This is a genomic window from Rhizobium sp. ZW T2_16 (assembly GCF_044987325.1).
Lineage (GTDB): Bacteria > Pseudomonadota > Alphaproteobacteria > Rhizobiales > Rhizobiaceae > Neorhizobium > Neorhizobium cellulosilyticum.
This window is the reverse complement of sequence record NZ_JBJDRG010000029.1, coordinates 22,696-35,837: the sequence shown is the minus strand read 5'-3', so window position 1 is coordinate 35,837 and position 13,142 is coordinate 22,696. Positions and strand designations below refer to the sequence as shown.

The window sequence follows — 13,142 nt, the reverse complement described above, 5'->3', positions numbered from 1 at the left end:
GGTGGTCATGGCGGGGCGGCCGCACCCGTTCCCATTCCGAACACGGCCGTGAAACGCCCCTGCGCCAATGGTACTCCGTCTCAAGACGTGGGAGAGTAGGTCGCTGCCAGGTCTTCTAAAGGCAATGTAACAATCAATCTTCTCGACACTCCTCGGCCCAAGCCGAACATCCAATTGGGCCGCCTAAGCGGCCCTTTGTCGTTTAAAGGTCTTTGCAGGACAAAACCAATGAAGGATCGCTCACAGGCGCAAGCCGGTGCGTCCCTTACAGGAGACAAAACCCAATGGGTTTTGCTCCGGCAGAAAGCATCACAGCAAAGCTGTGACGCTACCGCGACATTCGGGAAAGCCGAATGCGCTTGGCGCGGGGTGGAGCAGCCCGGTAGCTCGTCAGGCTCATAACCTGAAGGCCGCAGGTTCAAATCCTGCCCCCGCAACCAAATCAAACCATTGGAACCCAAAAGATATCGCTGACGATGCTAACGTCGCCGTCCCACGTACCATAATTTCAAGAGTGAGTCTCGCGACGGTTCAAATCCTGAAGAAGAAACCAAATTCTTCTGTCGAATCCAGATAGCGTCCTCGAAAGCTGAGCCGCACAGGTACCAGTTTGTCATATTGACCTGTGGCAGGCGCTGAAATCCAGACACGAGCTTGTCTTGATCGTCGTCATCCAAATCGTCAATGTTTTATGTCGGAGGTCGTCAGCTTCTCGGAAGAGCTTCCGCGCATGCTTGCTTCCAGAGACAGAATCTCGTTGGTCGAAAGAAGATTTTCCTGGCCGCGGGGAGCCAGCAGGCCTTTTAACTGAAGATCGATATAGCGCAGGCAGCATACGCGCAAAAACGAGGTAAAGTTTCCAAGATCGTGCCCCTCGTCGATCGACTCGTTGTAGAGTTGGTGCAGGAGCTGAGGAACGTTCATGTCGTCCTTGGCGGCAATCTCCTCGAGAACAGTCCAGAACATGGTCTCCAGCCGAACGCTGGTCACCATGCCGTCCATGCGGATGGAGCGCGTCTGGCTCTCCCAAAGATGAGAGTTGGCGCCGATGAACAATCTGCACATGAAAAATCCTCCTGCCTGCTCCTGGCGATAGCGATCACGTAGAGCGCCGAACGGGAAAGAGGCCGCTACGCGCGGCCCCTATTGGTTTCAATGTCCGACTTAGAGATTGCCCTTCTTCAGTTCGCTGGCGATGTGTTCGGCTTGACGTATGGCAAGAGCGACGATCGTCAGTGTCGGGTTGGCAGCCGCGCCGGTCGTCATTACCGAGCCGTCCGAGATGAACAGGTTCGGCATGTCATGGGCCTTGCCCCAGCGGTCCACGACGCCGTCCTCCGCCTTTTCGCTCATGCGGCATGTGCCCAGATTATGGGTGGAAGGGTAGGGAGGGGTGCGATGGGAATCGATCGCGCCGACGGCTGCATAGAGGTTCTGGGCGTGCTCGTAGGCGTAATTCCGCATGGCCACGTCGTTCTTGTGGTCGTCGAAATGCACGTTCGGGGCTGCCAGTCCCCATTGGTCCTTGACCGTATCGGACAGCGTGATGCGATTACTGGCCTGTGGCATGTCCTCTCCGACGATCCACATGCCGGCCGTCCTGTCATAGGCATCCATGATCTCGGCGAAATCAGGCCCCCACGCGCCCGGCTCGGCGAAGGCTGCGAGGAAGGACGGGCCGAGCGACAGCGTTTCCATGTAATAGCCGCCGACGAAGCCGCGACTCGGCTTGTGAACCGCTTCGTCGGCTATGATGCCGGCCATGGTCTCGCCGCGGAACATGTGAACCGGCTTGTCGAAGCGCGCATAGACCGAGCCGGTCAGGTGACGCATATAGTTGCGTCCCACCTGATCGGAGCTGTTGGCAAGGCCCTTTGAGAAGCGGTTGCTTTCGCTGAGGAGAAGAAGCCGCGCCGTCTCGATGGAGTTCCCCGCGACGCAGACGATATGCGCCGCCTGCTCGTGCAGTGCACCTCTCTTGTCGGCATACACCACGGTATCGACCCTGCCGGACGCATCGTGGGTAATGCGCACGACATGACTTTCCGGGCGCAGGTCCAGCAAGCCTGTTTCCAAGGCGCGGGGAATTTCGCGGACGAGAATGCTCCACTTCGCCTTGCTCTTGTCGCCCTGGAAGTTGAACCCGTCCTGGATCGACGCGGGACGACCGTCGTAAGGCTCGGCATTCGTCGCGTATGGACCCGTTGCATAGAGCTTGTAGCCGACCCGTTCGGCGCCGTTGGCAAAGACCTTGTAGTTGTTGTTGGCCGGCAAAGCCGGGCGTCCATGACGGTGGGTCGATCCCATAGCGATTTCCGCTTTGTCATAATACGGCGCCATGTCCTCGAGCGTGATCGGCCAGTCCAGAAGCGTTGCGCCCTCGATATCGCCATAGGTGGTGCGTGCCATGAACTCATAATCCTTGAAGCGCGGCGTTGCACCGGACCAATGTGTTGTCGTGCCGCCGACTGCCTTGACGATCCATGCCGGCAGGCCCGGAAAATCCGTAGCGATCCGCCAAGAGCCGCTGGTGGTTCGTGGATCGAGCCACGCCATCTGCTTGAAGGCTTCCCACTCGTTGTTGTGGTAATCCTCGTTTTTCAGATGGGCGCCTGCCTCAAGCAGGACGCAGGCAATGCCCGCCTTGGTCAGTTCGTAAGCCAGCGTTCCGCCGCCCGCGCCCGAGCCGATGATGATGACGGCTTTTTCGTCCTTTGCGATCTGTTTCATTGACCTGCTCCCGTATATTCCTCGATGCGTGGTTCTGGCAGCCAGGTGAGATCATTGAACCCACGGTTGACATAGCCGCCCTTGTCGAAGCTCGGTCCCTCGTAGCCCAGCAGGCCCCAGACTTCGGGATCGTCGTAAAGGGTGGTGACAGTCGTGCCTTTGATCAGCTTGAAGAAATCGGTGTCCTCGATGGCTTTCAGCCTTGCGAGAGCGGCCTTGTCATCCAGATCGGTAAAGCCGCTCACCTGGATTTCCTGCAGTGCTGCCGCGAAAGCTACTTTATCTGCAGGCGTCTTGCCGGCTGCGGCCAGAACGGCATCAGCGGTGCGCTGGTAGGGACCATCTCCGAAACGCTTGTGCGGAAACATGACACGGATCATGTGCACCAGCGTCTTGTAGCTCGCCTGATCCTTTTCAGGTTCGAGTGGCAACTTGGCAAAAGCGACCTTAGCGATCGATGATCCCATTACAGCGGCCGTCGCGCTGCCGATCAGCAGCCGTCTTTTTGTGGTTTTCATGGTTCTCCTCCCCTAATGAAAACGATATTTCAGTTCGCCGTCAGCGATATCTTCCCTGTTTCTGCAAGACCTCTATCTGGTATCCATCCGGATCCTGGACGAAGAAAAAGCGCGCCAGCTTGCGGCCTTCGTGTTGAAAGTCGACCAGTTTGCGCGGGGAAAAACCGGCCTCCTCAAACCGGGCATGTTCGGAATCGACATCGTCCACGACGAAGGCGGAATGGCCGTAGCCGTCACCTGTTTCGTAAGGTTCCGTGCGGTCCTTGTTGACTGTCAGTTCCAGTTCGAACGTGTTTTCCGCATTGGACAGATAGATGAGGGTAAATCCCTCGAAATCGAGCCGCTCCGCGACCTTCAATCCAAACGCGCGGTTATAAAAATCAATCGACCGGGCTTCATCGAGTACCCGGATCATGCTGTGGACGAATTTCGCCATGCTCCTCCCTCTCTTCTCTCCTTGATGGACTATAGAGATGGAAAAGAAGGGCGGGTATTATTCTGCTACTACCTTCGCATTTTTGCCAGAGGTTATGGTTGCGTTAGAAAAAGCGATCTTGACTCGCCGTATTTTTCACCTTTGGAGGGGATATGAAGCACGATGCCTTGATACGAACGGTCACCGATATCGTCGGTTCACGGCATTGCCTGACCGGAGAGCGGCAGACAGAGCGTTTTCGCAAAGGGTTTCGCTCGGGCGAAGGGGAGGCAATCCTTGTCGCGATCCCCGGTAGTCTCGTGGAAATGTGGAGGGTGTTGCAGGCGGTGGTCGCTGCCGATTGCATCGTCATCCTGCAGGCGGCGAATACCGGCTTGACGGAAGGTTCGACCCCGAAAGGCAGCTATGATCGCGGTGTGGTCATCATCTCCACCCTTCGGCTCGACAAGATACATGTGCTGGATGAAGGGCGTCAGATCGTCAGCCACGCGGGCGGCACATTGTTCCGGCTGGAGAAGCTTCTCGCAGGCTATCGCCGTCAGCCGCATTCGGTGATCGGTTCATCCTGCATCGGGGCGTCGATCGTCGGTGGCGTCTGCAACAATTCAGGCGGATCGCTGGTTCGGCGTGGCCCGGTTTATAGCGAGCTTTCGCTTTATGCAGAAAAGACCGAAGCGGGCGAATTGCGGCTGGTCAATCATCTTGGCATCGACCTTGGTGATGCACCGGAAGAGATGCTTGGAAGGCTGGACAGTGGTCATATCGACCGGTCCCTGATCGTCGAAGGCAAAGGCCGTGCTTCCGATGACGGTTATGCTTCACGGGTTCGCGATGTGGATGCTTCTACGCCGGCACGGTTCAACGCGGATCCCCGCAGCCTGTTCGAAGCTTCAGGATCAGCCGGGAAACTTGCCGTTTTTGCTGTGCGACTGGATACGTTTCCGGTCGATGCCGATACACGCGTCTATTATATCGGCACCAATGACGCCGCCGCGTTGACGGGGCTGCGGCGCAGTCTGCTGACGGAGTTCTCCGAGCTTCCGATCAGTGGCGAATACCTGCATCGGGACTGTTTTGACGTGACCCGGCGATATGGCAAAGACACATTGCTGATGATCGACCGGTGGGGAACAGACCGTCTTCCTACATTCTTTGCTCTGAAAGGTGCGATGGATGCGTGGCTGGCTAAAGCATCCTTTCTGCCCAACAATCTTGCCGACCGTCTGCTTCAAGGGCTCGCTGATCTTCTGCCCGAAGCGTTGCCCAAGCGGATTCTCGCATATCGCGAGGCTTTCGAGCATCACCTCATTCTGAAAATCACAGGACATATGGCAGGAGAGGTGGAACAGGCGCTGAACAGGAATGTAGGCCCTAATTCCTGGTTTCTGTGCGATGCGGAGGAAGGCAAGAAGGCGATGCTGCATAGGTTCGCTGCAGCGGGTGCCGCCATCCGCGACGCTGCGGTTCACGGCTTGCAGCGAGAGAATGTTCTTGCGCTCGACATCGCACTGCGCCGCAATGACGCCGAATGGTTTGAGCAGCTACCTGCCGAAATCGACCGGCATATCGAAAAGAAGCTCTATTACGGACATTTCCTCTGCCACGTCCTGCATCAGGATTACATCGTCAAGCCAGGAACGGACGTCAAACGACTGAAGGAGATGATGCTGGAGCGCCTCGATGCGCGCGGTGCGGAGTATCCTGCCGAGCACAATGTCGGGCATATCTACCGCGCCAAGCCGGCACTGGCGGAGCACTACAGATCACTTGATCCGACTAACAGTTTCAATCCGGGTATCGGGAAGACCTCTCGGAACCGATTTTACCGGGAGACCTGCCAATGCGGTGATGGCACCCAGTCCTCGGCCGACAAGGCGATGGTGTGCAATTGATGTGCTGCGCGACTAATCATCGTGAACCAGTGCTTACGCAACACCAGCGGCAAACCTGTCGAATAGATCGATGCTTCCCATCTGTCCCCCTTTAAGCATCAGGCTTATCCCGTCTCGCTGCGGATCGTCGCTGCGGCCGATAGAAAGCGAGACGCCCGGCGAAAGTTGACCGCCATAGGCGAGGCCCCAGAGGTTGAGGTTTTGCGCCATTTGGCTCGATGTATCGCCTCCCGCCGCAATCAGGCGTCGGACCGGGACTTCGCTCAGCAGTCGGTCCGCAAAACGACCGACCGTCTGAGCCAGCCGCGTATCGGCACTGGAAATCGAAGCCGGATCCTGCGGCGCAGTCGACAGAAGCACATTGCGCTCGTCCCTGAGCGCAGAGCCGATCCGCGTCGCCATACCCTCCCGATAGCTTTCTTCCTCGACGAGCCTGCCGGCATCGGCGCTGATGCGGATGAAGGATGTCGCAGCCTCGACCTGTCGACGCGTCAATGGCGAGAGCGAACCTGCGATGGCAAGCACCGGCCCAGTGACCGTCGTTTGTGGCTCGACAACAGGGGATAATCTGTCGCCGTAAACGGCTTCCGCCACGCTGCTTGCGCCGACGACAAGGAGTGAACCCTGCCGCGCGCGGTGTTTCAGTTCAGTCCCGATCGCTGCAAGATGCTTCTGCGTGAGGACATCGAAGAGAATGTTCGGTTCGTCACTGGCGAGAAGCCGGTCGTTTTCCAGCGTGGTCCAGTCGACCAGTCCGACTGCGTCGGCCCCAAGCTGCTGCAGGTGAAGCCTGAGATCCGCTTCCGCCATCGGCGTCGAAGGATGCCGGCTCATGGTCGGATGGCGGTCGAGGCGATGAATGGCTGCCTCCGTTCCGATCGAGGCAAAGAGATTTCCGAATGCGCAATAACGGCCAAGGGACGGCTGCCCGCCGAGGATCACGGCCTGCCGCTGATCGACGAAGCCGCGCAGGACGGTCATTGCTGTTGCGATATTGCCGACATTCCTGGCGCTGTCGAAGGTGGAGCAGCATTTGTAGTGCAGCATTTTTATGCCCGATCGTGCAAAGAATTGTCCGACCGGGCGGAGCTCGGCTTCCATTGCGGCTGGCGTCATGGCGCGCGCCGAACCGGCTATGCCGACGGCGTCGAGTGTGCCAGCCATCGCGAGATGGCGGGACGAAGGGACGCCAAGGAAAAGGAATGCCTTCGCGCCTCGGCTGAACAGTGTCGCCAGCGTATCCGTGGCGCCGGTGAAGTCGTCGCCATACCAGCCGTAGAAGGGAGCGTTAAAGTTGACACTCATGCGGCCTTACCGAAAAACTCCAGAGCCTCGCGAAGTGGTTCCGACGTGTCGGCGGCGTCTTCGAGCGTCTTGCCATTCTTCATGGCATGAAAGGCTGCACGGATACTTTCGATGCCCGCAGCAGGGCCGCTCGGGTGACCCATGATGCCGCCGCCTGCCATGAACAGGAAGTCGTCACCGCCCGCCGCTTTCCATGTGACAGGAACTGTGCCAGCCCATTGGCCCGACGAAAAGGCGGGAAGCACGCGGTCGTCGGACTGATCGTCGAGTGTGCTCAGGCACATGGCCGTGCTTTCTATGACCTCCCTGTTTTCCTGGGCAAATTTGCCGTCGAGCCCATGGACATGCATGTGGTCGACGCCGGCCAATCGCCAGAGGACCTGATAGGCATCGAAGCCGATGCCGAGAACATCGCAGCGTGACAAGGCGCCGAAACCGTTGCGATGGCCGTGCAACGCCAGATCGGTCGAACGCCGAAGCGTCTCGACTGCGGAAAAGCCACACCAGTTGAGATTGGCCATGACGCAGGTGCCGCCCTCGCTTGAGACCAGATCGGCATGGCGGCGCATGGCATCCGTCTCGTCGGTGATGTTGAAGGCGATCATGACGCGCCGTCCGAGCCTGTCCTCAGCGCGTTTGACCGCTGCCATGACTGCAGGGATGCGTTTGCTCAGGGGGGCGTGGACCGGATTGGCGGAAATCTCGTCATCCTTGATGAAATCGACGCCGGCATCGCAGAGCCGACCGACCAGCCCTGCCGTATCTTCAGCGGTTAATCCCACATTTGGCTTGATGATCGAACCAATCATCGGTCCTTCAGAAACGCCCGTCAGCCTGCGGGTGCCGGCAATGCCCTGTTTCGGCAAGAGGTATCGTCGGCGCCAGGAGGCTGGCAGAGTTATATTCTCTAGCCGAAGGCCTGTGACCTCGCCGAGATCGTAGAGGTTGCCGGCTACCGTCGAGGCAAGTGCCGCAAGATTGACGCCGATATTGTCGATCGGAAAACGGATACTGACGGTTGCTCGATGCGGCCTGGTGGTGATGCCGCGGCGAATAAGCCACGCGCTCGGCAGTGTCGGGTGGCCGATCTCCCCCAAATCGACCACCTCGAGCACCTCCGCACGCGCGCGGGCGCGCAGATCGTCCGTCTCTCCCTCGACACGGATGAACGTGCCAGAAGATTGCTCCCCGGCCATGATCTCCGCCACTTTCTCGAGTGGAAGCGGTGTCTCTATCAGGTAATCCGCCGTAAAATGCGTATCCGTCACGGGAGCCTCAAATCTTCGAGAGGTCGGGGAAGGGACGAACCGGGACACTGCCGTCCCAATCTTCCGAAGCCTTGCGTATCGCGTCGAACATGCGACCCTTCGGACCTGCGACTTCCGACAGTTCAATGACGGTGCCGGGATGGTAATGCGTATCGAAATAGACGAAGCGGCCGTTCTCGCCGACTTCGCCTTCCATCACCACCTTGTAGCCCTGCTGTGTCAGCCGATCGAGGTCTGCATCGAAGGTGTCCGTCCAGTAAGCGACATGCTGAAGGCCGCGATGTCCTGCGTCGCGAAAGTCCTTGTACATTGAAGGCACGTCATTGCGGGTCTGGATCAGCTCGACCTGTAGCTCGCCTGAATTGGCCAACGCCACGGAATTGTGCGGCTCGTGGCTTTCACCGCGATAGCGGTAGTTCACGATCGGAACCCGCTCTTTGTAGAAGAACGGACCGACGCCCAGCGTATCGCTCCAGTATTGCATTGCCGCTTCGATATCATCCACGACATAACCCGCCTGGCGGATCTTTCCAAAAAAACGGCTCATCTGATGTCTTGCTCGTAATTCTGATTGAAATTGATGGAGGCGGCAGGTGTTCGCCGGCCGCCGTATATTTCAAGGTCAGGCGAGTGAGCCGACGACACTTTCGAGCGCGCCCCAGGCTTCGTCGCCGAATTCCTTGCTCCACTTGGAATAGAAGCCGCCCGTCTTCAGCTTGGCGCGGAATGTCTCCGTCTCGACCTTGTTGAACTTCATGCCGGCTTTCTCGAGATCTGCCTGCACGCCCGCATTTAGAGTGGCTATATCCTGGCGTTGCTGCAGTCCGGCCTCGTTGATTGCTCGCGCCACGATCGTCTTGACGTCGTCCTTCAAATCGGACCACTGCCGGCCATTGGCGATGAACCAGTAGCCATCCCAGATATGGTTGGAGAGCGCGCAGTTTTGTTGCACTTCATAGAGCTTCGCGACCTGGATGATCGGTAGCGGGTTCTCCTGAGCATCGACCACCTTTGTCTGCAGAGCAGAATAGACTTCGCTGAACTGCAGGCTGGTCGGCGACGCGCCGAGTGCGGAGAACATGTCGACCGAAAGCGGGCTTACCGGCACGCGGATCTTCAGGCCCTGCATGCCATCGGCATTGGTGATCGCATTGCCGCTGGTGGTCGTCTGGCGGAAGCCGTTGTCCCACATGGTTTCCAGCGCGTAGAGGCGCGAGCCCTCGATCTTGCTGCGCACGAGCTTGCCGACCGGGCCATCCATCGCCTTCCATACCTGCGCATAATCCTTGAAGGCGAAGCCGACGGCATTGAGAGCAGCGGTCGGCACCAGCGTGGCGATGACGAGCGAGGAAGGCGTGAAAAAGGTAAGCGCGCCGCCGCGAACCTGCGACAGCATATCGGTGTCGCCACCAAGCTGGTTTGCCGGAAAGATCAGCATTTCCACCTTGCCGTCGGTTTCCTTTGCGATCCGGTCGGCTGCTTCCTTGGCGCGGATGTTCAGCGGATGGCTGAGCGGTAGGTTGTTGCCATAGCGGAGCTGAATCTCAGCTGCTCCGGCAAGGCGCGGAATTGAAAATACGGCGCCCGCTGCCGGCGCAGCGGTCAGCCCCTTGAGGAGCGTGCGGCGGCTCAATGTCGTTTTCATCTATTCCCTCCCTTATGAAAAAGTCTCTTCCCATTGACGAAAATCAATCATATGAATGATGAAGTCAAACATGAAATCTGATGTAATTTGATGTGTTTCGATGCTGCTAGAATCAACCGAACAGTCTGAAATCAGTCGGCGCCCGACGATTGTCGATGTTGCCCAACATGCCGGTGTATCGACGGCGACCGTCGACCGTGTGCTGAACGGGCGCCAGGGTGTTCGGGCGCCGACGGTGCAGCGCGTGATGCGATCGGCCGCGCAACTCGGATATGTCGAAGGCGATCTGCTGGGGGAGGCGGCAGTGACCTCGCCGGCAAATATCTCGTTCCTGCTTCCGGCCGGAACGAACCGCTATCTCACTCATCTCGGCAAACTGGTTGTCGAGCAGACACCGCTTTTCCAGAAGAACGGCATCAAGCCGACAGTCGAATACATCAAGAGCTTCAGCCCAGATGCGCTGGCCGCTGCAATGCTGAGGCATGGAAAATCCGCCGACGGCATCGCCTTCATGGCGCTAGAACATCCGACGGTGCGCGAAGCGGTCAATCGTCTGGCGGGAAAGGGCGTGCCGACTGTAACGCTGATCTCCGACATCGCCAATGCCCAGCGCTCGATGTATCTCGGTCTCGACAATCGGTCGATCGGGCGGCTTGCCGGATATCTGATCGCGCGGTTCGTCGGCAATGCACCGGCCAAGGTTGCCATGATCGCTGGAAGCCTGAGTTACCGGGCCCATGAGGAACGCGAGATGGGCTTCCTTCATGTTCTGCAGGAACGCCATCCGAATATCGAGGTCGTCGGCATCCGTGAGGGGCATGACGACGAGGCGCTCAATTACCGGCAGATGCGAATGTTGCTGAGCCAGCATCCGGATCTTGCCGGCATCTACAATATTGGTGGCGGTGCGAGCGGTGTCGGCAAGGCAATCAGGGATGCGCGTCGTGAGCAATCCTTAGTCTTCATCGGTCATGGCCTGACGCCGGATACCCGCGCATTCCTGATCGACGGCACCATGGATGCGGTGATTACCCAGAACCCCGGCGAGACGATCAATCGCGCTATCCGGGTCTTCAACAATCTACGAGAAGGTAGGCCTGCCGAAGAGGATATCGACCCGCTGCGCAGCGAGGTGATCTTCCGGGAGAACCTGCCGTGAACCTGTACTAGACCCGGATTACCGCTCGGCCTGGAGGAGGTGGAGTTGGTGATCCGGTTGCCATTGAGGAGGAGAGAGATGGCGATGAGTTCCGAAGTGATGGACGACCTGCCGGCGATGGAGCTTCAGCAGTCGGTGCCGGGCTCGCGTTGGATGCGGCCGGTCGAGATTATCTGTGCGGTTCTGCTGACATTCATCATAGCTATCCTGCTGGTCGGCGTGACCGCACGCTATGTGTTCTCCTCGCCGCTTATCTGGGTGGATGAAAGCGCATCCTTCGCGTTTCTCTGGTTTGCCATGCTTGGTGCCGCAATCGCCATCGACCGGCATGAACATCTGCGCCTGACGGTCTTTCTGCATCTCCTCGATGAACGGAAACAGGCATTCGTCGCGACGATCGGTCTGCTTCTCACCGCCGTTTTCCTGGGCAGTCTGCTTTATCCCGCATTCGATTACGCGATTGAGGAGAGCTATGTCACATCTGCGTCCCTGCTGATCCCGATGAGCTACCGCGCTTCGGCACTGCCCGTCGGGTTGACGCTCATGCTGGCCACTGTCATCCTCCACGGCGTCCGCATCGGTAACGCCCGGATGTTGATCGGCGCAGCGGTTGTTGTTGGAGCTGCCGGAGGATCACTTTTTGCGCTTGAGCCGGTATTTGCCTATTTCGGCAACTGGAATATCGTCGTCTTCCTCGTCTTCGGTGTGGGCCTGTTGTTGGCCATGGGCGTACCGATCGCTTTCTGTTTCGGTCTCGGTGCGCTGTCCTTTCTGACCTTCACCACCTCCATGCCGACCTTCGTCATCATCGGACGCATGGATGAGGGCATGTCCAGCATCATCCTTCTTTCCGTTCCGATCTTCGTCCTGCTTGGTTGCGTGCTAGATGCGACGGGCATGGGCAAGGCGATCGTCGAGGTGCTTGCCTCGCTGCTCGGTCATGTGAAGGCGGGCATGTCCTATGTCCTGCTCGGTTCCATGTTTCTCGTCTCGGGCATTTCCGGATCCAAAGTCTCCGATATGGCGACGGTCGCGCCGGCGCTGTTTCCGGAGATGAAACGGCGCGGCCACAAGCCGCCGGAAATGATCGCGCTACTGGCGACCGGCGCTGCAATGGCAGAGACGGTTCCGCCCTCGATCGTGCTGATCGTGCTGGGTTCGACCGCAGGTGTCTCGATTGCCGGCCTGTTCACCTCCGGCTTTGCCATCGCCATGGTCCTGCTGCTGGTGCTGGCCGTTCTTGCCCGATGGAAATCAAGGCATGAATCGATGGAAGGTGTCAGGCGAGCATCCGTCAAAACGGTCTGGAAGGCGGTCGTCATCGCGGCGCCGGCCCTGCTTTTACCGTTCCTCATCCGCAGCGCCGTCGGCGGCGGCGTCGCAACTGCAACCGAAGTCTCCACCATAGCTGTCCTCTATGCACTGATTATCGGTGCGACACTTTATGGCGGTATCAGCTTCAAGAAACTCTACAGCATGCTAGTCGAGACTGCGGCCTTGTCCGGCGCGATCCTGATCATTCTCGGCTGCGCCTCGGCAATGGCGTGGGCACTCACCCAGACGGGCTTCGCCTTTAAGCTGGCGCAAGCGGTGACGGACCTTCCCGGCGGCTGGCTCACATTCATGGGCGTGACTGTCCTGATCTTCATGGTGCTGGGCTGTGTGCTGGAAGGCCTTCCGGCGATCGTGCTGATGGCACCGATCATGTTTCCGATAGCCAAAACCCTCGGCATCAACGACGTGCACTACTCCATGGTCGTCGTCACCGCGATGAATGTCGGATTGATCGCGCCGCCGATCGGCATCGGTTTCTATATTGCCTGCAAGATCGGGGGCGTTGCACCTGACGAAGCAATGAAGGCAATCTGGCCCTATATAGGCGCGCTGCTCATTGGTCTCTTCCTGATCGCAGTGTTTCCCGTTCTGTCTACCGCATTCCTCTAGCTGAGCGGGTAGAGTGGTGTTTCGATGTAGGCAGACGGTTAGATGTTGAGGTGATTGGTTGGGATGAACGGGGGCGAATTGCACGCTATGTTAACCAAAGCCGTAATCGCTGCGAGCGCAGGTCGTGGCGAACTTCGGCATATTGTAGTCATGCAATGACGGGCCGGTGTTTTTCATCCCGCGAGACCTTCATCAGGTTCTAAGTTTGAATGCAGCAAGTGCAGCCACCGGGGCTCGGCTCACTA

Annotated in this window: 11 protein-coding genes, 1 tRNA gene and 1 rRNA gene; 5 read left to right on the top strand and 8 right to left on the bottom strand. The window is 58.4% G+C overall.

The annotated features are described in order from the left end of the window. Positions 1-112 (top strand): 5S ribosomal RNA (rrf, locus tag ACI3K0_RS28455); the annotation flags it as partial. Positions 113-363: 251 nt separating this feature from the next. Beyond that, positions 364-440 (top strand) — tRNA-Met (locus ACI3K0_RS28450). Between the two features lie 241 nt (positions 441-681). Here the strand turns inward: ACI3K0_RS28450 and ACI3K0_RS28445 are convergent. From ACI3K0_RS28445 to ACI3K0_RS28430, 4 genes are all read right to left on the bottom strand, one after another. Then, a complete protein-coding gene (locus tag ACI3K0_RS28445; RefSeq protein ID WP_206829304.1) occupies positions 682-1,065 on the bottom strand; it encodes a ribbon-helix-helix domain-containing protein in 384 nt (127 codons plus the stop codon). Between the two features lie 99 nt (positions 1,066-1,164). Continuing rightward, positions 1,165-2,730 carry a GMC family oxidoreductase gene (locus ACI3K0_RS28440; RefSeq protein WP_206829302.1) on the bottom strand — a complete coding sequence of 522 codons (1,566 nt, stop codon included), beginning with the start codon at positions 2,728-2,730 and terminating at the stop codon, positions 1,165-1,167. Next, positions 2,727-3,248, bottom strand: coding sequence for a hypothetical protein (locus ACI3K0_RS28435; RefSeq protein WP_206829301.1), 522 nt, complete (start codon positions 3,246-3,248; stop codon positions 2,727-2,729). The genes ACI3K0_RS28440 and ACI3K0_RS28435 overlap by 4 nt, the downstream gene beginning before the upstream one ends. Before the next feature lie 40 nt (positions 3,249-3,288). Further along, positions 3,289-3,684 (bottom strand): VOC family protein, encoded by a 396-nt coding sequence (locus ACI3K0_RS28430; protein WP_206829300.1) that lies wholly within the window; start codon positions 3,682-3,684, stop codon positions 3,289-3,291. Positions 3,685-3,836: 152 nt separating this feature from the next. Between ACI3K0_RS28430 and dld the strand changes: the two genes are divergently transcribed. Beyond that, entirely contained in the window at positions 3,837-5,576 is a 1,740-nt protein-coding gene (dld, locus tag ACI3K0_RS28425) for a D-lactate dehydrogenase (RefSeq protein WP_206829299.1), read from the top strand. A 33-nt stretch (positions 5,577-5,609) separates the two neighbouring features. On the opposite strand, the gene ACI3K0_RS28420 is transcribed toward dld, so the two are convergent. The 4 genes from ACI3K0_RS28420 to ACI3K0_RS28405 all read right to left on the bottom strand — a co-directional run bounded on the left by ACI3K0_RS28420 (position 5,610) and on the right by ACI3K0_RS28405 (position 9,794). Then, positions 5,610-6,881 (bottom strand): four-carbon acid sugar kinase family protein, encoded by a 1,272-nt coding sequence (locus ACI3K0_RS28420; RefSeq protein WP_206829298.1) that lies wholly within the window; start codon positions 6,879-6,881, stop codon positions 5,610-5,612. Next, positions 6,878-8,149: a ribulose-bisphosphate carboxylase large subunit family protein gene (locus ACI3K0_RS28415; protein ID WP_404946787.1), complete on the bottom strand. Its 1,272-nt coding sequence runs from the start codon at positions 8,147-8,149 to the stop codon at positions 6,878-6,880. Before ACI3K0_RS28415 ends, ACI3K0_RS28420 begins: the two co-directional genes overlap by 4 nt. A gap of 7 nt (positions 8,150-8,156) precedes the next feature. Next, positions 8,157-8,696, bottom strand: a complete 540-nt coding sequence (locus tag ACI3K0_RS28410) for a VOC family protein (RefSeq protein WP_183688461.1) — start codon at positions 8,694-8,696, stop codon at positions 8,157-8,159. A 75-nt stretch (positions 8,697-8,771) separates the two neighbouring features. Next, positions 8,772-9,794 (bottom strand): TRAP transporter substrate-binding protein, encoded by a 1,023-nt coding sequence (locus tag ACI3K0_RS28405; RefSeq protein WP_148144114.1) that lies wholly within the window; start codon positions 9,792-9,794, stop codon positions 8,772-8,774. Between the two features lie 100 nt (positions 9,795-9,894). On the opposite strand from ACI3K0_RS28405, the gene ACI3K0_RS28400 reads away from it, so the two are divergent. Together ACI3K0_RS28400 and ACI3K0_RS28395 are read left to right on the top strand one after the other, a co-directional pair. Continuing rightward, on the top strand, positions 9,895-10,953 hold the full coding sequence (locus tag ACI3K0_RS28400) for a LacI family DNA-binding transcriptional regulator (RefSeq protein WP_148144115.1): 1,059 nt from the start codon (positions 9,895-9,897) through the stop codon (positions 10,951-10,953). 78 nt (positions 10,954-11,031) lie between these two features. Further along, positions 11,032-12,897, top strand: a complete 1,866-nt coding sequence (locus tag ACI3K0_RS28395) for a TRAP transporter large permease subunit (RefSeq protein WP_148144116.1) — start codon at positions 11,032-11,034, stop codon at positions 12,895-12,897. The last annotated feature ends 245 nt before the right edge of the window (positions 12,898-13,142 follow it).